The following is a 22,211-nucleotide window of genomic DNA, read 5'->3' on the forward strand; positions in this document are numbered from 1 at the left end:
GCTCTCGGCGTGCCGGGTGCAAGCCCTCGTACTGGATGTACTTGGGCTTGTGCCCGGTGCGGCGAGAGTGCGTGCCGGGCGACGCGACGGGGCGAACGTTGCCTGACGCGGCACTAGGTCAGTGGCCCACGATGGCCCGGGCCGTGTACGACCGTTCCAGCTCCTCGATCTCCTTCTCGCTGAGGGTCAGTTCCACCGCCGCCACCGCGTCCTCGATGTGCTGCGGCCTGGCCGCGCCGACGATGGGGGCCACCACCGGGTCGCGGTGCAGCAGCCAGGCCAGGGCCACCTGGGCGCGGGGGACGCCGCGGTCGTTCGCGACGCGGGTCACGGCCTCGACGATCGTGCGGTCGCTCTCCTGGTAGAGGTGGCTGCCGAAGTCGTCGCTCGCGCTGCGTCCGGTGACGGTGCCCCAGTCGCGGGTGAGGCGGCCCCGGGCCAGCGGGCTCCAGGGCAGGACGCCGACGCCCTGGTCCACGCACAGGGGCAGCATCTCGCGCTCCTCCTCGCGGTAGAGGAGGTTGTAGTGGTTCTGCATGGAGACGAACTTGGTCCAGCCGTGCCGCTCCGCCGTGTACTGCATCTTGGAGAACTGCCAGGCGTACATCGAACTCGCGCCGAGGTAGCGCACCTTGCCGGCCTTCACGAGGTCGTGCAGCGCCTCCATGGTCTCCTCGACCGGGGTGTGCGGGTCGAAGCGGTGGATCTGGTAGAGGTCGACGTAGTCGGTGCCGAGGCGGCTGAGACTGTGGTCGATCTCGGTCATGATCACCTTGCGGGAGAGGCCGCCGCCGTTGGCGCCGGGCCGCATCCGGCCGTGCACCTTGGTGGCCAGCACGTAGTCGTCGCGCCGGGCGAAGTCGGCGAGCGCCCGGCCCACGATCTCCTCGCTGGTGCCGTCGGAGTAGACATTGGCCGTGTCGAAGAAGTTGACGCCCGCTTCGAGCGCCTGACGGATCAACGGACGGGACGCCTCCTCGTCCAGCGTCCACTCGTGCACGCCTCGGTCGGGCAGCCCGTAGGTCATGCAGCCCAGACAGATCCGCGACACGTCCAGGCCCGTCGAACCGAGCTTCACGTACTGCATCGTTGCTGCTCCTGCCTTCGGGGTCGCTAACGAGGCGAGCGTACGTCGTCCGGGGTGGGGCGCATTGCTGCCCACAGGTGACCGTGCGGCGTGGGAGCGGCAATTCGGCCGTACCGGCGGCGCATTCTCGGTGCGGACGACCGGCGCCGGCCGGTCGCGAGCGTGCGGGAGGTTCGCGGTGCGGATGCGTCTGATCAGGCTGAGGACTCTGCTCGGGGCGGCCGCGCTGCTGCCGCTCGGTGTCGTCGCGCCCGCGTGGGGCGCGCCGGACCCGTCGCCCGCGCCCGCGGCCGAGGGCCCCGCGACGCTCTGCGTGCCCGCCGGGACCCTGCAGGGGCCGGGCGGACAGCGGGCCTCGGTGTCGCTGTGCCTGGGCGGCGGTACGCCGATGATGGCGGTCTCGGCGCCCGCGACCTGCCGCCGGGCCGCGCTGTCCGCCCGTCCGGTGTGCCTGACCTCGGGCACCTGGACCGCGCGGCGCGCCGGTCAGGAGGTCGCCTCCGGCACGCTGCCCGGCTCGCGGGAGTACCCGGGACCGGGCACGTACGACGTCGAGGCGGACGTCCGGGTCCGCTCCGACCCCGCCGGGGTGGACCTGCGCGGGACGGTGCGGGCCACGCTCACGCTGAGTGCCCCCAAGGCCGCGCCGACGCACCGGGTCGAGGTCGACCGGAGCACCGTGCGGCGCGGTACGGCGACGACGCTGACGTACACGGTGTACCGCGACAGCGAACACGGTGACGGCAGTGCGCGGTTCGGGCTGATCGGGGAGGAGGCTTCGGGGGTGGAGCTGGCCACGGACGACGCCCGGTGCGTCAATCCGCTGGTCGGCAGCCACCCCGCGACGACCCGGAACCTGTACGCCCTCGACTGCGCCCTGACCGACCTCCAGCCCGGCCGCCCCGCCACGGTGGTGGTCCGCGTGGCGCTGCGCGACACCTGCTCCACCGTCGTGTCCAAGCTGGGCTACTGGATGCCGAAGGGACAGGCGCTCTACACGGGCGGCATGCTGGCGGGGCCGACGGTGGAGTGCGCCGAGGCCCGCAGCGGGTCTGGGCCCTCAGCGGGTCGGTAAGTGCGTGGGTGGGCAGGCGCTGGGCGAGCGTGGCGCGCCGCTCGGGGGCGAGGAAGGCCCCGGGGCTTTCGTGGTGTCCGATCAGGGCGGCGGTTTCCGCGTCCGGCTCGGGGTGGGCCGACGAGCCGCCAGTCGGGCAGCGCGGCCGCCGTGCGTTCCAGGAAGCCGGTCAGCACCTTCTCCGGACCGGGCGGGCTCCGGACCGGGGGGGTCGGCCTGGTCGCCACCGCGGAAATCGTGCGTCCCTGTGCGGCCGGGCGAGGTGATCGGGGCCGTGGTCCGGTCCCGGCTCCCCGGGCACACCGTGTGGTCCGGTCAGCCGCCTCGTTCAGCCGGGAAGCCGGGACGCAGGCCCGCCACTCCCCCGCCGAGGACGACGACGTCGTAACCAGTCATACAAGGTCCCCGTCCAACTCCGCGGCGCGCGCCAGGAGTTCCTCGCGGCCGATGGCGTCGGTGCGGGTGGACGGGACCGTGCAGGCGTAGGCACCGGCGACGGCGCCGTAGCGGGCGCACCGGTCGGGGTCCTCGCCGGCCAGCCAGCCGAGCAGGAAGGCGGCGGCGAAGGCGTCGCCGGCGCCGTTGGAGTCGACGACCGGGGCGTGCGGCTCGACCGCGGGCACGTGCGTGAGCGCGCCGTCGGCCAGCAGGTAGGCGCCCTCGGCGCCGGCCGTGGCGACGACGACACGGGCCCGGCCGCGCGCGGCGACGTCCCGCATGGTCGCCTCGTGGTCGGCGAGGGCGGTGGTGGACACGAAGACGACGTCCGCGGCGAGGGCGAAGGGCTCGTGGTAGGGGTTGACGCCGTCCCAGTTGTGCAGGTCCGTCGAGACGGTGAGTCCGGCGTCACGCAGCACGGGCAGGGCCTGGGAGCATGGGTGGGTGATGACGACGTGCGCGTGGCGGGCGTGGGCGGCCAGCGCGCGCAGCGTCTCCTCGGGGAACCGGTCGTCCGGACGGGAGCGCGTGTCGTCGTAGAGGGACAGCCGCCGCCCGTCGGGGCCGACCAGGTTGACCGCCCGCTTGGTGCCCGCGGGCTGCGGTACGGCGGTCAGGGCGATGCCGTGCTCCTGGTGGAGGGCGCGGACCAGGTCGCCCTCCGGGTCGTCGCCGATCATGTCGAGGTGGTGGGTGCGCAGGCCCAGGGCGGTCAGGCCGACCGCGACGAAGTCCCCGCTCTGTCCGGCTCGGGTCTTGATGCCGGGTCGGATCATGTAGCTGTCGGCGTACGGGAGGGGCAGTTCGGGGACGTGGACGATCGTGTCCACGCCCGCGCCGCCCAGGACGAGGACGTCGGTCTCGATGCTCATGGGGTTGCCTCGTTCCTCTCGGCTCAGGGAGGTGAGTCAAACAGCCCGGCAGGGGTACTGCAAGAACTTGCAGGAAATTTCGGCAAGTTGGTTTCAGCTGGTGGCGTCGGTCTCGCGCGCGGGGACAGGTCGCGGCGGACTTCGGCGACCGCGCGCGGGCCGCGGTGCCCGGTCAGTTCCTCCAGCGGAAGCGGACGGCCGTCCGGACCGGCCGCGGGAAGGCGCCAGTCGGGGTACTCGTCGATGATCCCGGGCAGGTTCCGTTGCGACACCTCGGCACCGGTCTCCGTATCACCGACAACTCTGACGCCCGTCTCCTCGGCGCCTACGACTCCGACGCACCGAAGTCGGTGAGCCGGCCCTCCCGTTCCCGCGCCGCCTCCGCCCGCGCCTGTTCGGAAGGATGGGTGCGCAGTCCGAGGCTGCCGTGCTCACCCCCCGGCTGTTCCATGCAGCGTCACGCCGCCCGAGCGAGCAGGTCCAGCGCCCGTTCCCAGCCGAAGTCCGGCCGCGTGCCGTCCGGTTGGGGCTCGCCGGTGTAGGGCTCGCCGAAGCGCACGCCCATACCGCGCAGCCGTAGCAGGCTCTCCTGGTAGGCGGGGTGGACGGCCAGCGAGTCGGCAACGCAGGGCAGGGCGGCGACCGGGACGCCCAGGCCGTAGGCCTCGCACAGGGTGGCCACGGCGAGGGTGTCGGCTAGGCCCGCCGCCCACTTGTTGACGGTGTTGAAGGTGGCCGGCGCGACGACGACCGCGTCCGGCGGCGGGAAGGGGCGCGGGTCGGCGGGGGTGCGCCAGGCGGAGCGGATCGCGCGGCCGGTCAGCGCCTCGACGGCCGCCGTGTCGAAGAAGCCGTTCATCGCGACGGGCGTCGCGATGACCCCGACCTCCCAGCCCCGCTCCTGCGCGGCGGTGACGAGCTTGCCCACACCCGCGGCGATTCCGGCGGCACAGACGACGACGTAGAGGAAGGGTTTCCCGGCCTGTTCGCTCATCCGTGCACCCTACTCAACCGGCAGCGGCTCCCCCCTTCGCGCCCCGGGGATGCGCCGCTCGTGCTCCTCGATGCGGACGTCGTTGATGCTCGCCTCGCGCCGGGTCATCAGGCCGTGCTCGTCGAACTCCCACAGCTCGTTGCCGTACGACCGCCACCACTGGCCGTCGGTGTCGCGGCACTCGTACTGGAAGCGGACCGCGATGCGGTTGCCGTCGTAGGCCCACAGGTCCTTGCGCAGCGCGTACTCCCGCTCGCGCGCCCACTTCGCGGTGAGGAACTCTACGATCGCGGCGCGGCCGGTGAGGAAGGTGTCGCGGTTGCGCCAGACGGAGTCCTCGGAGTAGGCGAGCGCCACCTTGTGCGGGTCGCGGGTGTTCCAGGCGTCCTCGGCGGCGCGCACCTTCCGCGCGGCGCTGTCGTGGGTGAAGGGCGGCAGGGGCGGGCGGGCGGTCATGAGTGGCCTCCTGGGCGGACAGAGGGAGAACGCGCGTTCTCCACTACCATCGGCACGGTAGGAGAACGTGCGTTCTCACGTCAAGCAGCCGTCGTGCAGGGAGTGGCCGGAAATGGACAGCGCAACCGCCCGGGAGCGGGCACTGGACGCCGCCGAGGAGCTGTTCTACGGCCGGGGCATCCAGTCCGTCGGCATGGACGCCGTCCGTGGCGCCTCGGGGGTCTCTCTCAAGCGGCTGTACCAACTGTTCCCCGCGAAGGAGCAGTTGGTGGAGGCGTACCTGGAGCGCCGCGACGTGCGCTGGCGCGAACGGCTCGCCGCCCATGTGGCGCGAACCGACGACCCCGTGGAGCGGCTCCTCGCCGTCTTCGGCTGGCTGGAGCGGTGGTTCGGCGAGGACGGCTTCCGCGGGTGCGCGTGGATCAACTCCTACGGCGAGCTGGGCGCGACCTCCGACCGGGTGGCGGAGCGGGTCCGGGCGCACAAGCGGGCGTTCCGGGACTACCTCGCCGGTCTCGTCGCCGACGCGGGACTGCCGGAGGACCTGACCGGGCCGCTGTTCCTGCTGGCCGAGGGAGCCATGGTGACCGCGGGCATCACGGGGAGCACACGACCGGCCGCCGAGGCCCGGGAGGCGGCCCGGCTGCTGGTGGAGTCCCGCTGAGGTCAGGCCGCCGCGAGGGAGGTCACCGTCGCACGGGCGCGGGCGAGGGAGTCCTCGGCCAGTGGAGCGAGACCGGCCAGGTGCGGCATCCGCGCGGCCATGGTCAGCTCGGCCGCGACCAGGTGGAGGTTCTCCGCTGCGACGCCGAGATTGCCGAAGTAGGCCCTCAGGTACGGCGTCTGGAAGTCGTCTTGCTCGCGCGGCGTGCCCGGCCCGTAGCCCCCGCCCCGTGCCATGACCGCTACCACCCGCAGGTTGCTCAGCAGGCTCTCCCCGGTGTCCGGGGCGGTGAAGGCGCCGGGGAAGGTGACCCGGTCGATCCACGCCTTCAGCGCCGCAGGCACCGCGAAGTTGTACATCGGCACCCCGAGCAGCAGGGTGTCGGCGGCGCGCAGTTCCTCGATCAGGGGCAGCGTCAGCGCCCACTCGCGCTCCTCGGCGGGGCCCTCGATGAGGGCTGGCACCTTGTCCGGCGCTACCAGGCCGGCCCGCTGGACGCGCCGGCCGAGGGTGGCCTGGGCCGCGGTCAGCGGGGGCACCGGGTCCGCGCACAGATCGCGGTGCCGGTGCCGGCCGGTGCCGTGCGTGGCGCGCCAGGTGGTGGCGAACAGCGCGGTGAGCCGCCTGCTCACGGAGTCGGCGGCGGTGTCGGCGCTGGAGTCGATGTGCAGCAGGTTCATCACGGTCACCTCTGTCCGGCGGGATGCGTCACAGAGGTGACAGCACTCGACGAGGAAAGGTGACCCATGGCCGGGGACGAGAGGCTGGCACGGCGGTTCGAGGCGGAGCGCGGGCGCCTGCGGGCCATCGCCGGCCGGCTGCTGGGCTCGCCCGACGAGGCGGAGGACGCCGTGCAGGAGGCGTGGCTGCGGCTGGTGCGCACCGGCGACGACGGCATCGACAACCTCTCGGCCTGGCTGACCACGGTCGTCTCCCGGATCTGCCTCGACATGCTCCGCGCGCCCTCCGCACGGCGCGAGGAGCCGTTCGGGGTAAGGCCGCCGGAGCGGGACGCGGACACCGGCGGCCCGGAGGACGTGGCGGTCCTCGGCGACTCGGTGGGCCTCGCCCTCCTGGTCGTCCTGGACCGGCTGGGCCCGGCCGAGCGGGTCGCGTTCGTGCTGCACGACCTCTTCGGCGTGCCCTTCGACCGGATCGCCCCGATCGTGGGCCGTTCGCGGCCGGCGGCGAAGAAGCTGGCCAGCCGCGCCCGCCTCAAGGTGCGGGGCACACCGGTGGTGCGCGGCGCCGAGCTCGACCGGCACCGACGGGTCGTGGAGGCCTTCCTGGCCGCCGCCCGGGGCGGGGACGTCGGCGCCCTGCTCGACGTCCTCGCCCCCGGCGTGGTGCGTCACGCGGACCCCGCCGCGCTGCCGCCCGGGATGGCGTCCGAACTGCGCGGCGCCCGGGCCGTGGCGGAGGGAACGGTGCTGCTGCGGGACCGCGCCCGGTGGGCTGCGCCGGCCCTCGTCGACGGCCGGGTCGGCCTCGTCGTCGCCCCGCGCGGCCGGCTGCTGCTCGCCCTGAGGGTGCGGGTGGAGGGCGAGCGGATCGCCGGGTACGAGGTGATCGCCGCCCCGGAGCGGCTGCGCGACGTCGAGGTGGCCGTCCTCGATCCCGAGGGAGCCGCATGGGACCACCGGGACGGGTGAAACGGCCACCCTCGGCCTGGAAAGGGCCGCATCGGACCACCTGAAGGATTGAGTCGCCGTGGCCGCCCTCGGCCCGAAGGAGCCGCATCGGACCACCGGGACGGATGAACGCCAAGACGGCCACCCCCGGCCCGGAAAAGGCCGCATCGGACCACCCGACGGATTGAGTCGCCGTGGCCGCCCTCGGCCCGAAGGAGCCGCATCGGACCACCCGACGGGTCGAGTCGCCGTGGCCGCTCTCGGCCCGAAGGGACCGCGTCGGACCACCTGACGGGGGGATGTCGAGATGACCGCCTTCGGTCTTGAGAGGGCCCCCTCGGACCACCGGGACGGATGAAACGCGCACGCATCTGTGTTGAAGGGGATTGCCAGTCGCACGAACACGACGATGGGACCGATGCCATGCCTCTCGAGGGCGAGTACGAACCCAGCCCGACCCAGTGGGTGCGCGAGCAGGTGGAGCTGTACGAGAGCTCCGGCGGCACCCGGGGGACGACCCTGCGGGACACCGGCCTGCCGGTGATCCTGCTGACCACCCGGGGTGCCAGGAGCGGCAAGCTCCGCAAGACGCCCTTGATGCGGGTCGAGCACGAGGGCCGGTACGCGGCGGTCGCCTCGCTGGGCGGGGCGCCCAAGCACCCGGTCTGGTACCACAACGTCAAGGCCGAGCCCTTGGTGGAGCTCCAGGACGGCCCGGACAAGCGGGACATGACGGCCCGTGAGGTCACCGGCGCGGAGAAGGCCGCGTGGTGGGAGCGCGCGGTCGCGGCCTATCCGCCGTACGCGGACTACCAGCGGAAGACCGACCGCGAGATCCCGGTGTTCGTGCTGGAGCCGGGCGAGGGCGACTGACCGTCCCCGGAAAAATCTTGTTCCGGGGACGCATGAACCCGTGTCCGCCGGGCACCCGCGTGTCAGGCCCCGCCGCGTTCCCCCGTCGCGGCGGGGCTTTCCGCTGCCTCCTGGGCGGCACGGTCGGTGATGTCCAGGAAGATCTGCTCGGCCTCCGGTACGGCGTCGGCGACGGACCGCTTGATCCGCACGGCGACCTCCTCCACCTCTTCGCTGTCCAGCCCCGGCATCAGGTCCACCCGGGCGGCCACCAGGACCGTCTCCAGACCGGTCTTCATGGTGAACAGCGCCTCCACGCTGTCGATCTCCGGCTGTTCCCGGAGCAGGGACCGGATCCGGTCCGCGGCCTCGGGGTCGGCGGCCTCGCCGATCAGCTGGGCCCGGGCGTCACGGCCGAGCCGGTAGGCGACGTAGACGAGCAGCGCCCCGATCGCGAGGGAGGCGGCGGCCTCGTAGACGACCTGGCCGGTGACCATGTGCAGGGCCATGCCGGTCAGGGCGAGGGTCACGCCGAGTACCGCGGTGCCGTCCTCGGCGACGACCGTGCGCAGCGCCGGGTCGCGCAGGCCGCCCGCGGTGAGGCCGCCCTGCCGTTTCGCCTGGTACAGGGCCCGGGCCAGCGAGGCCCCCTCGGCAAGGAGGGCGACGGCGAGCACGATCATTCCGGCGACATAGCCCTCCAGCTTCTCCTCGGTGCCGTTCCGCAGGGCTTCGAGGCCCTGGAAGAAGGAGAAGCAGCCACCCATGACGAAGATCCCCACGGCGGCGAGCAGCGACCAGAAGAAGCGTTCCTTGCCGTAGCCGAAGGGGTGCCGCCGGTCCGGGGGGCGGCGGCTGCGGCGCAGCGCGGCGAGCAGGAAGACCTCGTTCACGCTGTCGGCGACCGAGTGGGCCGCCTCCGACAGCAGGGCCGGTGACTGGGCGAGCAGCCCGCCGACCGCCTTGGCCACCGCGATGACCAAATTCGCCGCCAGCGCCACCAGCACGGTGACCCGCGTCCTGTGGTCCGCTGTCCTCTCCTTGTCGCTCATTCCCGCCGGATGCCCTGCGAGGAGCCGATCACACCGTGCCGTCGGCCGAAAACGGGGGACCCGGGGAGTGTCCGAGAGGGAGGAGCACGTCATGCCCGACGACGGCAACGCGGCCTACGGCCACAAGTCGTTCACCCGGTCCAAGAGCCATTTCGCGGACCGGATCACCGCCGACGGCCGGGACGGCTGGCCGGTGGAGGCGGGCCGCTACCGGCTGGTCGTCAGCCGTGCCTGTCCCTGGGCGAGCCGGGCGGTGATCTCCCGGCGGCTGCTCGGCCTGGAGGACGCGCTGTCGCTGGCCGTGGCCGACCCGATCCAGGACGACCGCAGCTGGCGCTTCACCCTGGACCCGGAGGACCGTGACCCGGTGCTCGGCATCCGTTTCCTCGCCGAGGCCTACGACGCGCGCGAGCCGGACGCGCCCGGCGGGGTCAGCGTGCCCGCGATCGTGGACGTGCCGAGCGGGAAGCTGGTCACCAACGACTACCAGCGCATCACCCTGGACCTCGCCACCGAGTGGGCGGCCCTGCACCGGAACGGGGCTCCCGATCTGTATCCGGCCGGGTCGCGGGAGGAGATCGACCAGGTGATGGCGGAGGTGTACGAGGACGTCAACAACGGCGTGTACCGGGCCGGGTTCGCGGTGGAACAGGAGGAGTACGAGGCGGCCTGCGCGGGCGTGTTCCGGCGGCTGGAGCTGCTCTCGCGGCGCCTCGGGAAGCAGCGCTATCTGGTCGGGGACGCCATCACCGAGGCGGACATCCGGCTGTTCACCACGCTGGTGCGGTTCGACGCCGTCTACCACGGTCACTTCAAGTGCAACCGGTGGAAGCTGACGGAGGACCCGGTGCTGTGGGCGTACGCCCGGGACCTCTACCAGACGCCCGGCTTCGGTGACACCGTCGACTTCGATCACATCAAGCGGCACTACTACCAGGTGCACACCGGTATCAACCCGACCGGTGTCGTGCCCCTCGGACCGGACCTGTCCGGCTGGCGGAGCCCGCACGGGCGCGAGAAGCTGGGCGGTCGACCCTTCGGCACGGGAACACCGCCCGGGCCTGTACCTGCGGCGGAGCGGGTAGCGGACCGAGGACGACCCTGAGGCCTGAGGACAACCCCGAGGGCCGAGGACGACCCTGACCATCAAGGAGGCAGACGTGGCCAAGCAGAAGCAGCAGAAGCTCAAACTCCCCCTGGCCTACAAACCCATGGGATTCGCGATGGGCTGGGCGGGCGGCGCGCTCGCCGGACTGGTCTTCAAGACGACCTGGAAGGCGATCCGGCACGAGGACGACGCCCCCGACGCCCTGGACCGGGAGCGCGGCTGGGGCGAGGTCCTCCTGGCGGCCGCGATCCAGGGCGCCATCTTCGCGGTGGTCCGCAGCGCCCTGAACCGCACCGGCGCCAAGGCCGTCGAACGGTCCACGGGCGTGTGGCCCTCCGGCGACGAGATCAAGAAGGCCAAGGCCAAGGCCGAGGCGCATGCCTGAGGCCTGGCTCTAGCCCTGTTTCGGTGCCGTGGGTGTCACCTTGCGCAGGGTGAAGGAGTGGCCGGCCGGGTCGGCGTAGCCGCGTTCCTCGAAGGGACTCGAGACATCCTTGGTGTCCAGCGGCCGCCCGCCCAGGCCGACCACCCTGCGCTCGGCCTCGTCCAGGTCCTCCACCACGAAGTCCAGGTGGGCCTGAAGGGAGTTCTCCGGGCGGGGCCAGCTCGGCGGCGTGGCGTTCACATCCCGGCGGAAGGCCAGCCGGGTGCCGTCGGCGCCCCGGATCTCCACCCGGTTGGCGTTCGCGTCCGTCTGCTCACCCTCCAGCAGTTCCGTGTAGAACACGGCGAGCTTCTCGGGCTCGGCACAGTCGAGCACCAAGACCCCCGCTTTCACCAGTGCCATGTCTCCTCCGTAGGTATCCGGACGCGAGGCCGAACTGCCTCGCCGCCCTTTACCGTCCGGATATCCCGGCCCGCCGAAATCAGTCCGCGCCCCGTCAGTCCGCGACCAGCCACGCCCCGTCGCGCATCAGCTCGCGCCCGGCGAGCTCGTTCGCCTCGCGCCACGCCTGGACACGCAGCGGCCGGACCCGGAAGTACAGGTAGGCGGTGGTGAGTTCGCGCGGGTCGAAGCCGGTCGCGGCGGCGAACCGGTCCCCCTCGCCCGCGCGCAGCTCGGCCGGCGTGAGCGCCTCGACACCGCCCTCGATCATCACCACGTCCCGGGTCGGCCCGAGCCCCAGCCGCACCACTCCGGTCGCCTTCAGGTTCCGGCCCGTGGGGCTCGCGGCCGGGGTGGCGAGGAGCAGCGTCTCACCGTCCCACAGGAAGGACAGGGGTACGAGATAGGGCGCTCCCCCGTCGGGGGCCGCGGTGGCGACCCACACGTCCTCGTCGTGCTCCAGGCGGTGCAGGGTGTCGAGCTTGCGCTGCTTCGCGGGACGTGCGGGCGGTGGGGTCATCGCGGGACTGCCTCCAGACGAGAGCGTGTTCGGTGCGGACCAGTCTCGCAGCGGATGATCACGCACGTCCCCGGATTTCCGCCAGTTCCGCCGCCGCCGCGCTCAGCAGCAGCTCCAGCGCCGCCGGATAGGAGCTGCGCCGCATGTCGGCGACGAGATGAGGGGCGGTCGCGGCGATGTGCGGGTGGGTGTCCGCGGGCAGCCGCGCGTACGTCGCCTGCCATACGGCGTACTCGGCGTCCCGGGCCGCCTGGGGCAGGGCCGTGCTGGCGGAGTCCAGGGCGCCGAAGGCGAGGGCCTGGTCGACGAAGGCGTGGTAGACGCGCACCGCGTCGGCGTCGGGGAAGCCGGCCAGGCGCAGCACGCCGAGCCCCGTCTCCACGGCCTTGATCTCGTGCGCGCGTCCGGTCACCCGGTAGGCGCTGAGCACGGCGGCCCGGGGATGGGCGAGCGCGCCGGCGTGCATACGCAGGCCCAGGTCGCGCAGGTCGGCCCGCCAGTCGCCGGTGCGCCGCCAGGTCCGCAGCGTCCGTCCGATCAGCTCGTCGGCGATGGCGAGCATCAGGTCGTCGGTGTGCCGGAAGTAGCGGTAGAGGGAGCTGGGGTCGGCGCCGAGGGCGCGGCCCAGGCGGCGCACGGACAGGGCCTCGGCGCCGTGTTCCTCGATCAGCCGCAGCGCGGTGGCGACGATCAGCTCCTCGGACAGCACGACGCCCTGTTTGGTGGGGCGCCTGCGCCGCCGGTCGGCGGCCGGGACGACACGGTCGGTCATGCTGCCTCCCTCGGTCGGTGGCCGCACCTTATGACAACACCGTTGACCTGTGAAGTGGCCGGCCAGTTTCATGTGCGGTCACCGGGGCCGAACGCGGCCCCCTGGTGCGAGCGGAGCCCGCCATGACCGACACACCCCCAGCCCAGGACCCACCCGCGCTGCGCAGATCCCTCGGCGTCCTCGACGGCGTCGCCATCGCCGCCTCCAGTACGGCGGCCACCACCAGCATCGGCATCGGCCTCGGGGTCACCGCCGGAGTCGTCGGCCTGCATCTGCCAGCGATCATGCTGCTGGCCTTCCTGCCGGTCCTGGGCATCGCGGGCGCCTACGCACGCCTCAACCGGGTGGAGCCGAACGCGGGCAACGGCTATGTGTGGGTGGGCCGTTCGCTGAATCCCTGGCTCGGCTTCATGGTCGGATGGGTGACCCTCGTGGCGACGGTGGCCTTCCTCGCCTACACCACGGCGGTCACCGGCTCGGCGATCATCCAGCTCGCCGGGGACGCGGGCGTGCACCGGATCGGCGGCCTGGACCTGGACCCGGGGTCCACCGCGCAGACCACCGCGGTGGGCATCGGCGTCCTGGCGGCGGTCACCGTCACGGCCGTCACCGGCGTCCGCAAGGCGGCGCGCCTCCAGGGCTGGCTGCTGGTCTTCGAGTACGCCGTCCTGCTCGGCTTCTGCGGCTACGGCATCGTCACCGGGCCGCACGACTTCAGCCTGAGCTGGTTCGACCCGTTCGCCCTCCCGTCACCGACGGCGCTCGCCCAGGGTCTGCTGCTGTCGGTCTTCTGCTACTGGGGCTTCGAAGCCGCTTTCACCGTCAACGAGGAGGTGCGCGACCCCCGGGAGGCGTCGAAGGCCGGCTTCACCACCCTGTTCACCATGCTGGCGCTGTTCCTGCTCGGCTCGGTCGCCTTCCAGCGCGTCCTGTCCGAGGAAGAGTTGGCCGGTCATGGCGCCGAGGGCCTGGCCTTCTTCGGTGAGCGGCTCGCCGACCAGCCGCTGGCGGCGCTGCCGTTGGTGGCGCTGATGTTCTCCGCGGTGGCCTCGCTCCAGGCGGGCGTGATCCCGGCGGCCCGGGGGATGTTCGCGATGAGCCGGGACCGTACGCTCGGACCGGTGTGGTCCAAGGTCAGCCCCCGGTACGGGACTCCGGCCGCCGGGACGCTGCTGATCGGCGCGCTCGCGGCCGCGGTCGCGACGCTCGCCCTGGTCATCCCGCGGCTCGCGGACATGATCATGGCGACGGTGAGCGCCGTGGGCATCGTGGTCGCCCTGTCCTACGCGCTCACCGCGCTCGCCGCCGCCGTCCGCTTCCGCACCCTGCTGCGCGAGGACTGGCGGCAGGGGATCCGCGCGGTGGTGCTGCCCACGCTCAGCGCGCTGACCCTGCTCGGGCTCGGCGGCTATCTCGGCTGGTCCTTCGCCACCTCCGCCGACCACTTCGAAGTCAGCGCGGACAACGGCTGGTTCCTGCTGGCCACCCCGCTGGCGATGATCGCCTCCGGCTTCCTGGCCGCCGCCTGGGCACGCTTCGTGCGCAGATCGCCGTACTTCCGCACCGGCCGGGGCACCGACTCCGAGGCCCCGCAGTTGATCCCGACCCACCACTAGGTGCTCCGCCGGGCGGGTGCGACCCACGGCGGACTTCACCGACCCAACCCAGGAAACGGAAAATGCACGCAGATCTGATCTTCACCGGCGGCCCCGTCCTCACCCCCGAGGGCCGGAGGGCCACCGCGGTGGCCGTCAACGGCGACCGCATCACGGCCGTAGGAGGGGACGAGGTACGGGAACTCGCCGGGCCGCGCACCGAGGTGGTCGACCTCGCGGGGCGGCTGCTGCTGCCCGGGTTCCAGGACGCGCATGTCCATCCCGTTCCGGCGGGCCTCGAACTGACGCAGTGCGATCTGACCGGGGCGAAGACGGCCGCCGAGTCGGTCGCCGCCGTACGGGCGTACGCGAAGGCGCACCCGGAGCGGGAGTGGATCACCGGGGGCGGCTGGTCGATGGAGGCGTTCGAGGGCGGTACGCCGACGAGGGAACTCCTCGACGCGGTGGTGCCGGACCGGCCGGTGTATCTGCCGAACCGCGACCACCACGGCGCCTGGGTCAACAGCCGGGCCCTGGAACTCGCCGGGGTCACCCGCGACACGCCCGACCCGGCGGACGGGCGGATCGAACGGGACGCGTCCGGCGCGCCGAGCGGCACGCTTCAGGAGGGCGCGATGCAGCTCGTCGGGCGGCTCACTCCCCCGGCCTCGGCCGAGGACCGGCTCGCCGCGCTGCTGCACGCCCAGCGCCATCTGCACGCGCTCGGCATCACGGCCTGGCAGGACGCGCTCGTCGGGGACTTCCTCGGGATGGACGACCCGGCCGAGGCCTATCTGGCGGCGGCCCGTGACGGCTCGCTGACCGCGCGGGTCGTGGGCGCCCTGTGGTGGGACCGCGGCCGGGGCGCCGAGCAGATCCCCGAACTGGTCGAGCGGCGAGCGGCGTTGAGCCTCGGCCGGTTCCGCGCCGGGACCGTGAAGCTGATGCTGGACGGGGTCGCCGAGAACGGCACGGCCGCGCTGCTGGAGCCGTATCTGGACAAGTGCGGCTGCGCCACGGCCAACCGGGGCACGAGCTTCGTCGACCCGGATCACCTGCCCAAGTACATCACCGAGCTGGACGCGCTCGGTTTCCAGTGTCACTTCCACGCGCTGGGCGACCGGGCCGTACGCGACGCGCTGGACGCGATCGAGGCGGCGCGGTCGGCCAACGGGCCGAGCGACACGCGGCCCCACCTGGCGCATCTTCAGGTCGTGCATCCCGAGGACGTGCCGCGCTTCGCGGCGCTCGGCGCCACGGCGAACATCCAGCCGCTGTGGGCGGCGCACGAGCCGCAGATGGACGAGCTGACGATCCCGTTCCTCGGGCCCGAACGGGCCGGATGGCAGTATCCGTTCGGCGCGCTGCTGCGCTCCGGTGCCCGGCTCGCGGCGGGCAGCGACTGGCCGGTCAGCAGTCCCGATCCGCTCCAGGGCGTCCATGTGGCGGTGAACCGGGTGGAGCCCGGGGGCTCGGGTCCGGTGTTCCTGCCGGGCGAACGTCTGGGGCTCGCCGAGGCGCTGACGGCGTACACGGCGGGATCGGCGTATGTGAACCATCTCGACGACACCGGCCAGGTGCGCCCGGGGGCGCTGGCGGATCTCGTGCTCCTGGACCGCGACCCCTTCGCAGGGCCCCCGGAGGAGATCGCCTACACGCGGGTGGTGCAGACCTTTGTCGGGGGCGCGCGAGTATACGCAGCTCAACAGGGTTGAGCAGTAACGGAGATCACGGCATGGTCACGGTGTAGATCGTTTTCGGCCTGGGAAGCCTCGTTCCGCTTCTCGATTCAACTTGCGTATCGGGAAAGCGAGTTCGAAAGGACCCCACCCCCATGCCCCAGGACGTCAGGTTCGACCTGCCCTTCGGCACGCCCCCGGAATCGACCGGCCGACCGCCACTCGGCCGGTCGATTCCCTTGCCAGGAACACCGCTTGAAGGGAACCCGGTGTGAGATCTCGAGTCGTAGGCAGTGATCCGGAGATACCCACCGGCGGTTCCGTCCCGGCCCGGCCCGGCGTCCTGCTCCAGCCGGCGGAGGCGGGCGGCGCCCTGGCCCGCCTCTTCGCACAACACGCCAACGGGCGCACGGAGGAGTTCCGAGATCGCGAGGACGCCGCGCGGCGGCGGCTGGAGGCACTCGGCTCCCCCCACACCGGCACCACGCTGCATGTGGAGGGAGCCCTCCGGCTGGCGCCGGGCCCGTTTCTCCCGCCCGACGAGGAGGGCCACGCCAGGCTGCGCCGGCTCGACACCAGCCTGCGCCTGATCGAAGCGGCCTTCCCCCAGGTCAGCACCGATGCCGAGGTCTGCCGACTGACCTGCGCGATGCTGGAAGGGGCCTGGCGGAGCCGGGCCCTCACCCCGCCGCGCGAAGAGGAGCGGACCGACGTCTGCGACTGCGCGCTGTGCCGTCGGCTGCCCACGCCCCCCGAACGCACGCTGGCCGACTACGGCTGGCGGCAGAGCGCCGGTCGGCCCCTCGCCGTCAAGACCTGGCCGTACCACCGGGAACTCGACAGCGTCCTGACGGGCGGCTGGGTCCTGGCCCGGCTGATGAACGACCTCGAAGGGGACCTCGGCTACCGCCACCGCTTCGAGGACGACATCCTGCTCTTCCACGAGTACAAGCGCGTGATCGACACCATCGACACCGCGCACCTGACCCAGCTCATCGAAGGCCGCCTGGCGGAGAACTTCAGCACCAACACCGCACGGGCCCTGGTCTGCGGACTCTTCGCGGCCCACAAGCGGTCCGTCGACGAGTACTGGCTGCAACAGCACGAGGCGGGCAGCGTCGCACTCCCCCAGACCAACCCGCTCGGCCAGAGCACCTACTCGCTCCTGCAGATGATGGACTGCCTCTTCTGGCACGTCTCACCCGACACCGAGCTCTGGCAGGAGGAACACCTCGCCTCCCTGCTCCTGTGCCGGGTCGTGGACGACATGTCCGACGTCCGGGCCGACGCCCTCACCGGCGAGATCAGCAACTTCTGGCTCGCCGACATGCCAACCCACACCAAGGCCCTCTACGCCGCCAGTGCCATCGCCCTGATCAAGTACGGCTGCATGCCCGAGGCGCACGAGCCGATGTGGAACTCGTGGCTGATGCCCAGCACCATCGTCTGGATGGGGCTGACGGGGCGCCACGCCCTGTGGTTCGACGGCATCACCGGGGGCCTCCCGCCGGCCGAGGATTGCCCGCTGTGCGACCTGCAGCCCAACGCGTGCACCGGCATTCTCACCCACGGAACGACTCTCACCATCGCCCCGCGGCCCACCGCGCCGGCCCTGAGCCCCGGAACCTCGGAGCTGTCCGCACGCTGCCGGGTCCAACACCCCGGGACGTGGGAGCTCTTCGACGCCGAGCTCCGTGCCTTCGAAGCGCTGCACGGCCCCTGGCACGGCAACGTCGACACGACCTGGGACATCCTGCGCCGCACGTACATCGCCGCCGTGGAGGCGGCCGGCGCCGGAGCGTCCACGGCCCGCGCCCGCGAGGTCCAGGAGGACTCCGGCGCGGTCGGATCCGAGTACTACCACACCCTGCACGACCCGCGGACGGGGCGGGAGGACACCGCACTGCTCGCCTACATGTTCGGCTGCGCCCATCCGCACTTCCTCTGGAACGCCACGGGACACCGTCCCGGTGACGTGGCGGGCGACTGGCTCGACGGCTGACGCCGGGCTCTGACCCGGAGACGGGACGACGCTGCCCGGCCGGGTCATCCGGCCGGGCAGCGTCGTCCCGGTCCTATACGGCGAACTCGACCGGCAGGCTGTCCAGCGGGGACATCCAGGTGGACGCGGTCGAGGTGAGCTCCTCCGGCGGCACGGCCAGCCGCAGGCCCGGCAGCCGGTGCAGCAGGACGTCCACCGCGACCTCGATGACGGACATCCCGATGTTCTGCCCGGGGCACTCGTGGGGTCCCGCGCCGAACGCCAGGTGGGCCTGGTTGCCGTGCACCGAGACGCTCGGGTCGGGCCGGATCTCGGGGTCGAGGTTGCCCGGGGCGAGACCGAGCACGAGCAGGTCGCCCTCCTCGATGCGATGCCCGCCCAGCTCGACGTCGCTGACGGCGAAGCGCCCCGGCAGGACGGCCAGCGGCGGGGAGTTCCACATGGCCTCCTCCACCACCGCCGAGATGTTCAGCTGCCCGCTGATCAGCCCGGAGAGCCGGGAGGCGTCGGTCAGTACCAGTTCCAGCACCCGGGCCAGCAGGCTGGTCGTGACGTGCGCGGCGATCAGCACCGCGCGCAGGTGGAGCACGACCTCGTCCTGGTCGAGCGCCGCGTGATGCTCCAGCAGACCGGTGGCCAGGTCGGAGCCGGGTTCGGCCCGCCTGCGCTCGGCGAGTTCACCGAAGATCTCCCGGATCACACCGTCGTGCATGACGGCGTCCTCGCCGCCCTTCATCACCTGGGCGCAGGACTCGACCAGGCGGCGCCCCTCCGCCTCGGCGAGCCCCAGCACGCGGGCGATCACGAGCATCGGCAGTAAGTCGGCGTAGTCCGCCACCAGATCGGCTCGGCCGGTGTCCGCGAACGCGTCGATCTGCTTGTTGGCGAAGTGCGTGGCGTGACGCCGGATACCGCGGTCGGCGGCGGACTGCAGTCCGTCCTTGACGGCGCCGCGCAGGCGGCGGTGGGCCTCGCCGTCCTGGGACACGCAGTCGGGGCGCCAGGCCAGCATCGGAATCAGCGGGGAGTTCTCCGCGATCCGGCCCTCCCGCCAGTCCCGCCAGATCCGCCCGTCCCGGGCGAACTGGCTGGGGTTGTCGAGCACCCGTCGGCTGTCCCGGTAGCCCAGGACCAGCCAGGCGGGGATGTCGCCCTCCAGCAGCACCGGGGCGACGGAGCCGTGTTCCTTGCGCAGCCGCTCGTAGATGGCGCGCGGGTCGGTCGCGGCCTCGGGCCCGTACAGCCGGACCAGTTCGGCCGAACCGTGCGCGACCGGGCAGCCGCGGGGGGTGTCGGGAGTGTCGGGGTTCTGGTCGTTCATCGGGGCTCCAGGGCGACGACGGAGCGTTCCTTCAAGTGACGCATCAGAGTGATCAGCACGTCACGGCTGGAGGCCCGGTCGCGGGCGTCGCAGACCACGATCGGGGTGTGGGGGGAGATGTCCAGGGCGTCCCGGATCTCCTCGATGGGATGTTCCTTGGAGTCGGGGAAGACGTTCAGGGCGATGACGAAGGGCACCTCCTGGCGCTCCATCTCCTCGATCGCCCGGAAGCTGGAGGCGAGCCTGCGGGTGTCGACCAGGACGACCGCGCCGAGCGCGCCCTTGAACAGGCCGTTCCACAGGAACCAGAACCGTTCCTGGCCGGGGGTGCCGAACAGGTACAGCATCAGGCTGTCGTTGATGCTGATCTTGCCGAAGTCGAGACTGACGGTGGTCTCGGTCTTGTCGGCGACCCCGATGAGGTGGTCGACGTCGGCGCTCGCCTGGGTGAGGGTCTCCTCGGTGGTGAGCGGCTTGATGTCGCTCACCGAGCGGACCATCGTGGTCTTCCCGGTGCCGAACCCGCCGGCGATCATCACCTTCACCGAGCGGGTGGCCCCGGAGGCCGGCCCGTCGGGGTGGTCAAAGCCTTTCAAGTCCACTGAGTACCTCCTCAAGGAGCGCGAGGTCGGGCCCGCGGCCGGCGCCGTGCACCGGGATGGGGTCACGGGCTTCGACGCGGCCTGCCTCGAGCAGATCCGCCAGCAGCACCGCGAGAATGTTGAAGGGCAATCCGAGATGGGCGCCGAGTTCGGCCACCGACAGCGGATCGCGGCAGCGCCGGAGGATCTCCTCGTGCTCGTGCTGCATCCCCGGGACGGGAGCCGTCAGGGTCACGATGAGGGTCGCCACGTCAAGGCTGGACGCCGAACCGCCCGGTCCGCTGCGCCCCTTGGTGAGGACGTAGTAGCGCTCGAGACCTTGGGGGTCCCCCCAACTCGAGCGGAGCCGAGAGCTTGGGGGAGGGTCCGTGGGCCGGCGGGGAGCACTCATCCAGAGTGCTCCTCCAGGCGCGGAGTGGTGCCGAGCAACTCGCCCATCCTGCGCGCCAGGTCCCTCATCTGATGTCCGAGCAGCCCCTGGTCGAGGCCCTCGCGGGCGAGGACGCCGAGATACGTCTCGACGCCGGCCCGCACGACGAACAGGTGGCCGCCGTCGACCTCGATCATGGCCAGCCTGAGCTGCCCCGCGTAGGCGGGGAACTGCTCGGCGACCGGCTGGGCCAGCGCCTGCAGCCCCGCCACCACGGCGGCGAAACGGTCCACGTCGTCGGGGTCTTCGGCGCCGTAGGAGGTGATGGCCTTGCCGTCGCTGGAGGCCACCAGGGCGAAGCGGATCTCGGGGATGGACTCCACCAGATCGCGGAGCGCCCAGCTCACGTCGGTTCCCTGCTGCGTCATGCGGACTTGTCGCTCTCTTCGGTCTGGGGCTCGGTGGACTCGCGTCCCGCGGTGGCGTCGGGGCCGTCGCCGGGCACGCCCGCGTCGGGCTCGCGGCCCGCGGTGGCGAAGGCGGCCAGGCCGGCGAAGGACGCGTCCGGCGGGACGGCCGCGACCGGGGCCCCCTCGCTGCGTTCGGTGCGTTCGGCGGGCTCGTGGCGGGCCGCCTCGCTGCGCCTGCTGCGGCGCCTGGGCAGGCCACCGGGCGTGGTCTCCACGTCGTCGCCCACGTCCGCCCCGGCCGGGGCGGAGGCGACGGCGGCGCGGACCGGGAGGCCGGTGGCGGTCGCCGGGGTCCTCGGCGCCGGGACGGTCGGAGCGGCGGACGCGGTGGGTGCGGCAGGCACGGCGGAGGCGGCCACCGGGCTGAAGTACTTGTGCGGGACCACGACGACCACCGAGGTGCCGAGCCAGGGCGAGTCCGCGTAGGTGACGCGGATGCCGTAGCGGCGGGCCAGGGTGCCGACGACCCGCAGGCCGATGCTGGCGTCCTCCGAGATGCCGCCGAGGCCCGCGCCCGCGGCGGTGCCGGCCAGGGCGTGCTCGGCCTCGCGCTTCTTCTCCTCGCTCAGGCCCTTGCCGGAGTCCTGGATCTCGATGCCGACGCCGTTGGGCACCTCCTTGCCGGAGACGACCACCGGCTCGGTGGGCGGCGAGTAACGGGCCGCGTTGTCCAGCAGGTGGGCGAAGATCAGCGTGAGGTGGTCCACCAGGCCGCCGTCGACGCCGAGTTCGGGCAGATGGCGTACCTCGACCCGGTGGAAGTCCTTGATCCGGCCGATGCCGCCGCGGACCACGCTGAGCAGGCGCTGCGGCTCCTGCCACTGCCGGCCCGGGCGGTCGGAGCCGCCGAGCACGCCGACGCTGGCGGCGAGACAGTCGGCGGGGCCGATGGCCTGGTCCAGCTCCATCAGGCCGCGCGCCACGGATGGCAGACGTCCGTGCTCGCCCTGCATCTCGTGCAGCCGGCCGCGCAGCTTGCTGGTCAGGACGTGGATCCGGTTGCCGATGCTGATCACGGCCTGTTCGGCGGAGGTCGAGCGGTTGAACTCCGCCTCGACGCCGATCAGGGCGGTCCTGAGGACCTTGCGCAGCTCGGCCTGGAGCTCGGTGCTGACCTTGGCGCACTGGTTCGTGACCGGCAGCAGGTCGTCGACCGCCTCGCCGGCGCGCAGCCGCTCCAGCGCCTCGGGCAGCTGCTCCCCGGCGAGCCGGGCTACCGCGTCGTGCTGGTGGCTCAGCTGGTCCTTGAACACCTCGGCCTGGTCGGCGAGCTGGGCCTCGTAGGACTGGGCCTGGCCTGCCAGCCGCTCCTCGAACGCCCTTGCCTGCTGCGCGAGTTGCGCCTCGTAACCAGCCGCCTGCTCGGCGAGCCGGCCTTCCGCGGCGGCGCGTTCGGCGTCCTGGGCGACCCGCTCGGCGGCGAACTTCCGTTCCAGGCCCGCCACGTGCTGCTGCCACTGCTGCGAGTGCTCGGCCTGCGCGGTGCGGAATTCACTTTCGGCGCGGCCGGCCTGCGTCCGGGTGCGGATCAGCAGCCGTACGCACACGCTGCTCGCCGCGGTGGCCGCGGCACCCGCGACGGCGGCGGTTATGCCCTCGGAGCTCATGAAGGTCGCGGCGACCGTCCCGCCTCCTAAAGCCAGCGGCATCAGCCACCAGCTGTACCAGGCGACAGGGGCCCGCGCCGCCGGGGGCGGAGTGGCGAGTTCCATCTGCATCCTTCGAACCAACGCGATCGAACAGGGGGGTGTGCAAGGGGGCCGCACTCATGAGTACGCACCACGGGAGACCCACGCGACCGGGTCAACTCGCGGCGCCGTGAGGG

Annotated in this window: 24 protein-coding genes; 9 read left to right on the top strand and 15 right to left on the bottom strand. The window is 72.4% G+C overall.

Going from position 1 to position 22,211, the window contains the following annotated elements; all coding sequences use genetic code 11:
- Positions 1–118: 118 nt before the first annotated feature.
- Positions 119–1,087, bottom strand: coding sequence for an aldo/keto reductase (locus ACWDRW_RS34045; protein ID WP_451730401.1), 969 nt, complete (start codon positions 1,085–1,087; stop codon positions 119–121).
- Between the two features lie 184 nt (positions 1,088–1,271).
- On the opposite strand from ACWDRW_RS34045, the gene ACWDRW_RS34050 reads away from it, so the two are divergent.
- Positions 1,272–2,162 (top strand): hypothetical protein, encoded by an 891-nt coding sequence (locus ACWDRW_RS34050; RefSeq protein WP_451730404.1) that lies wholly within the window; start codon positions 1,272–1,274, stop codon positions 2,160–2,162.
- A 392-nt stretch (positions 2,163–2,554) separates the two neighbouring features.
- On the opposite strand, the gene ACWDRW_RS34055 is transcribed toward ACWDRW_RS34050, so the two are convergent.
- The 4 genes from ACWDRW_RS34055 to ACWDRW_RS34070 form a co-directional block, all read right to left on the bottom strand.
- On the bottom strand, positions 2,555–3,472 hold the full coding sequence (locus ACWDRW_RS34055) for an adenosine kinase (RefSeq protein ID WP_451730407.1): 918 nt from the start codon (positions 3,470–3,472) through the stop codon (positions 2,555–2,557).
- 325 nt (positions 3,473–3,797) lie between these two features.
- Positions 3,798–3,923 (bottom strand): hypothetical protein, encoded by a 126-nt coding sequence (locus ACWDRW_RS34060; protein WP_451730410.1) that lies wholly within the window; start codon positions 3,921–3,923, stop codon positions 3,798–3,800.
- A 6-nt stretch (positions 3,924–3,929) separates the two neighbouring features.
- Positions 3,930–4,466: a flavoprotein gene (locus ACWDRW_RS34065; protein WP_451730412.1), complete on the bottom strand. Its 537-nt coding sequence runs from the start codon at positions 4,464–4,466 to the stop codon at positions 3,930–3,932.
- 9 nt (positions 4,467–4,475) lie between these two features.
- The gene (locus ACWDRW_RS34070) at positions 4,476–4,922 is read right to left on the bottom strand and encodes a nuclear transport factor 2 family protein (RefSeq protein ID WP_451730415.1); all 447 of its coding nucleotides are present in this window, start codon (positions 4,920–4,922) and stop codon (positions 4,476–4,478) included.
- Between the two features lie 112 nt (positions 4,923–5,034).
- Here ACWDRW_RS34070 and ACWDRW_RS34075 point away from each other — a divergent pair, with 112 nt between their 5' ends.
- Positions 5,035–5,586, top strand: a complete 552-nt coding sequence (locus tag ACWDRW_RS34075) for a TetR/AcrR family transcriptional regulator (RefSeq protein ID WP_451730418.1) — start codon at positions 5,035–5,037, stop codon at positions 5,584–5,586.
- 2 nt (positions 5,587–5,588) lie between these two features.
- Here ACWDRW_RS34075 and ACWDRW_RS34080 read toward each other — a convergent pair whose 3' ends face one another.
- A complete protein-coding gene (locus tag ACWDRW_RS34080; RefSeq protein WP_451730421.1) occupies positions 5,589–6,266 on the bottom strand; it encodes an FMN-dependent NADH-azoreductase in 678 nt (225 codons plus the stop codon).
- Between the two features lie 66 nt (positions 6,267–6,332).
- Here ACWDRW_RS34080 and ACWDRW_RS34085 point away from each other — a divergent pair, with 66 nt between their 5' ends.
- Entirely contained in the window at positions 6,333–7,238 is a 906-nt protein-coding gene (locus tag ACWDRW_RS34085) for a sigma-70 family RNA polymerase sigma factor (protein ID WP_451730423.1), read from the top strand.
- A 402-nt stretch (positions 7,239–7,640) separates the two neighbouring features.
- Positions 7,641–8,090 carry a nitroreductase family deazaflavin-dependent oxidoreductase gene (locus ACWDRW_RS34090; RefSeq protein WP_451730426.1) on the top strand — a complete coding sequence of 150 codons (450 nt, stop codon included), beginning with the start codon at positions 7,641–7,643 and terminating at the stop codon, positions 8,088–8,090.
- Between the two features lie 62 nt (positions 8,091–8,152).
- On the opposite strand, the gene ACWDRW_RS34095 is transcribed toward ACWDRW_RS34090, so the two are convergent.
- Positions 8,153–9,076, bottom strand: a complete 924-nt coding sequence (locus tag ACWDRW_RS34095) for a cation diffusion facilitator family transporter (protein ID WP_451730551.1) — start codon at positions 9,074–9,076, stop codon at positions 8,153–8,155.
- Between the two features lie 136 nt (positions 9,077–9,212).
- Between ACWDRW_RS34095 and ACWDRW_RS34100 the strand changes: the two genes are divergently transcribed.
- Positions 9,213–10,226 (top strand): glutathione S-transferase family protein, encoded by a 1,014-nt coding sequence (locus ACWDRW_RS34100; RefSeq protein ID WP_451730428.1) that lies wholly within the window; start codon positions 9,213–9,215, stop codon positions 10,224–10,226.
- A gap of 106 nt (positions 10,227–10,332) precedes the next feature.
- The gene (locus tag ACWDRW_RS34105) at positions 10,333–10,614 is read left to right on the top strand and encodes a DUF4235 domain-containing protein (RefSeq protein WP_451730553.1); all 282 of its coding nucleotides are present in this window, start codon (positions 10,333–10,335) and stop codon (positions 10,612–10,614) included.
- Between the two features lie 9 nt (positions 10,615–10,623).
- Here the strand turns inward: ACWDRW_RS34105 and ACWDRW_RS34110 are convergent, their stop codons facing one another.
- From ACWDRW_RS34110 to ACWDRW_RS34120, 3 genes are all read right to left on the bottom strand, one after another.
- On the bottom strand, positions 10,624–11,016 hold the full coding sequence (locus tag ACWDRW_RS34110) for a VOC family protein (protein WP_451730431.1): 393 nt from the start codon (positions 11,014–11,016) through the stop codon (positions 10,624–10,626).
- A gap of 94 nt (positions 11,017–11,110) precedes the next feature.
- Positions 11,111–11,575: a pyridoxamine 5'-phosphate oxidase family protein gene (locus tag ACWDRW_RS34115; RefSeq protein WP_451730434.1), complete on the bottom strand. Its 465-nt coding sequence runs from the start codon at positions 11,573–11,575 to the stop codon at positions 11,111–11,113.
- A gap of 58 nt (positions 11,576–11,633) precedes the next feature.
- Entirely contained in the window at positions 11,634–12,347 is a 714-nt protein-coding gene (locus ACWDRW_RS34120; protein ID WP_451730437.1) for a helix-turn-helix domain-containing protein, read from the bottom strand.
- Positions 12,348–12,469: 122 nt separating this feature from the next.
- Here ACWDRW_RS34120 and ACWDRW_RS34125 point away from each other — a divergent pair, with 122 nt between their 5' ends.
- From ACWDRW_RS34125 to ACWDRW_RS34135, 3 genes are all read left to right on the top strand, one after another.
- Complete coding sequence (locus ACWDRW_RS34125; protein WP_451730440.1) at positions 12,470–13,963, top strand: APC family permease; 1,494 nt, start codon at positions 12,470–12,472, stop codon at positions 13,961–13,963.
- 62 nt (positions 13,964–14,025) lie between these two features.
- Positions 14,026–15,657: an amidohydrolase gene (locus ACWDRW_RS34130; protein ID WP_451730443.1), complete on the top strand. Its 1,632-nt coding sequence runs from the start codon at positions 14,026–14,028 to the stop codon at positions 15,655–15,657.
- Between the two features lie 235 nt (positions 15,658–15,892).
- Positions 15,893–17,623 (top strand): hypothetical protein, encoded by a 1,731-nt coding sequence (locus tag ACWDRW_RS34135; protein ID WP_451730445.1) that lies wholly within the window; start codon positions 15,893–15,895, stop codon positions 17,621–17,623.
- A 73-nt stretch (positions 17,624–17,696) separates the two neighbouring features.
- Here the strand turns inward: ACWDRW_RS34135 and ACWDRW_RS34140 are convergent, their stop codons facing one another.
- Genes ACWDRW_RS34140 through ACWDRW_RS34160 form a run of 5 tightly spaced genes read right to left on the bottom strand, consistent with a single transcriptional unit; the run spans position 17,697 to position 22,098 of the window.
- Positions 17,697–18,944 (bottom strand): cytochrome P450, encoded by a 1,248-nt coding sequence (locus ACWDRW_RS34140; RefSeq protein WP_451730447.1) that lies wholly within the window; start codon positions 18,942–18,944, stop codon positions 17,697–17,699.
- The gene (locus tag ACWDRW_RS34145; RefSeq protein WP_451730450.1) at positions 18,941–19,546 is read right to left on the bottom strand and encodes a GTP-binding protein; all 606 of its coding nucleotides are present in this window, start codon (positions 19,544–19,546) and stop codon (positions 18,941–18,943) included. Before ACWDRW_RS34145 ends, ACWDRW_RS34140 begins: the two co-directional genes overlap by 4 nt.
- Positions 19,527–19,937, bottom strand: coding sequence for a DUF742 domain-containing protein (locus ACWDRW_RS34150; protein ID WP_451730453.1), 411 nt, complete (start codon positions 19,935–19,937; stop codon positions 19,527–19,529). Before ACWDRW_RS34150 ends, ACWDRW_RS34145 begins: the two co-directional genes overlap by 20 nt.
- Positions 19,934–20,344 (bottom strand): roadblock/LC7 domain-containing protein, encoded by a 411-nt coding sequence (locus ACWDRW_RS34155; protein ID WP_451730456.1) that lies wholly within the window; start codon positions 20,342–20,344, stop codon positions 19,934–19,936. Before ACWDRW_RS34155 ends, ACWDRW_RS34150 begins: the two co-directional genes overlap by 4 nt.
- Positions 20,341–22,098 (bottom strand): ATP-binding protein, encoded by a 1,758-nt coding sequence (locus tag ACWDRW_RS34160; RefSeq protein WP_451730458.1) that lies wholly within the window; start codon positions 22,096–22,098, stop codon positions 20,341–20,343. Before ACWDRW_RS34160 ends, ACWDRW_RS34155 begins: the two co-directional genes overlap by 4 nt.
- Positions 22,099–22,211 lie beyond the last annotated feature (113 nt).

The organism is Streptomyces sp. NPDC003635, from assembly GCF_053587635.1.

What these genes read in the sequence shown, in the direction of transcription:
- ACWDRW_RS34080 (WP_451730421.1), bottom strand. Translation starts at nt 6,266, where the DNA reads ATGAACCTGCTGCACATCGACTCCAGCGCCGACACCGCCGCCGACTCC.
- ACWDRW_RS34155 (WP_451730456.1), bottom strand. Translation starts at nt 20,344, where the DNA reads ATGACGCAGCAGGGAACCGACGTGAGCTGGGCGCTCCGCGATCTGGTG.
- ACWDRW_RS34150 (WP_451730453.1), bottom strand. Translation starts at nt 19,937, where the DNA reads ATGAGTGCTCCCCGCCGGCCCACGGACCCTCCCCCAAGCTCTCGGCTC.
- ACWDRW_RS34160 (WP_451730458.1), bottom strand. Translation starts at nt 22,098, where the DNA reads ATGGAACTCGCCACTCCGCCCCCGGCGGCGCGGGCCCCTGTCGCCTGG.
- ACWDRW_RS34140 (WP_451730447.1), bottom strand. Translation starts at nt 18,944, where the DNA reads ATGAACGACCAGAACCCCGACACTCCCGACACCCCCCGCGGCTGCCCG.
- ACWDRW_RS34085 (WP_451730423.1), top strand. Translation starts at nt 6,333, where the DNA reads ATGGCCGGGGACGAGAGGCTGGCACGGCGGTTCGAGGCGGAGCGCGGG.
- ACWDRW_RS34105 (WP_451730553.1), top strand. Translation starts at nt 10,333, where the DNA reads ATGGGATTCGCGATGGGCTGGGCGGGCGGCGCGCTCGCCGGACTGGTC.
- ACWDRW_RS34090 (WP_451730426.1), top strand. Translation starts at nt 7,641, where the DNA reads ATGCCTCTCGAGGGCGAGTACGAACCCAGCCCGACCCAGTGGGTGCGC.
- ACWDRW_RS34070 (WP_451730415.1), bottom strand. Translation starts at nt 4,922, where the DNA reads ATGACCGCCCGCCCGCCCCTGCCGCCCTTCACCCACGACAGCGCCGCG.
- ACWDRW_RS34100 (WP_451730428.1), top strand. Translation starts at nt 9,213, where the DNA reads ATGCCCGACGACGGCAACGCGGCCTACGGCCACAAGTCGTTCACCCGG.
- ACWDRW_RS34125 (WP_451730440.1), top strand. Translation starts at nt 12,470, where the DNA reads ATGACCGACACACCCCCAGCCCAGGACCCACCCGCGCTGCGCAGATCC.
- ACWDRW_RS34045 (WP_451730401.1), bottom strand. Translation starts at nt 1,087, where the DNA reads ATGCAGTACGTGAAGCTCGGTTCGACGGGCCTGGACGTGTCGCGGATC.
- ACWDRW_RS34060 (WP_451730410.1), bottom strand. Translation starts at nt 3,923, where the DNA reads ATGGAACAGCCGGGGGGTGAGCACGGCAGCCTCGGACTGCGCACCCAT.
- ACWDRW_RS34065 (WP_451730412.1), bottom strand. Translation starts at nt 4,466, where the DNA reads ATGAGCGAACAGGCCGGGAAACCCTTCCTCTACGTCGTCGTCTGTGCC.
- ACWDRW_RS34115 (WP_451730434.1), bottom strand. Translation starts at nt 11,575, where the DNA reads ATGACCCCACCGCCCGCACGTCCCGCGAAGCAGCGCAAGCTCGACACC.
- ACWDRW_RS34055 (WP_451730407.1), bottom strand. Translation starts at nt 3,472, where the DNA reads ATGAGCATCGAGACCGACGTCCTCGTCCTGGGCGGCGCGGGCGTGGAC.
- ACWDRW_RS34130 (WP_451730443.1), top strand. Translation starts at nt 14,026, where the DNA reads ATGCACGCAGATCTGATCTTCACCGGCGGCCCCGTCCTCACCCCCGAG.
- ACWDRW_RS34075 (WP_451730418.1), top strand. Translation starts at nt 5,035, where the DNA reads ATGGACAGCGCAACCGCCCGGGAGCGGGCACTGGACGCCGCCGAGGAG.
- ACWDRW_RS34050 (WP_451730404.1), top strand. Translation starts at nt 1,272, where the DNA reads ATGCGTCTGATCAGGCTGAGGACTCTGCTCGGGGCGGCCGCGCTGCTG.
- ACWDRW_RS34120 (WP_451730437.1), bottom strand. Translation starts at nt 12,347, where the DNA reads ATGACCGACCGTGTCGTCCCGGCCGCCGACCGGCGGCGCAGGCGCCCC.
- ACWDRW_RS34110 (WP_451730431.1), bottom strand. Translation starts at nt 11,016, where the DNA reads ATGGCACTGGTGAAAGCGGGGGTCTTGGTGCTCGACTGTGCCGAGCCC.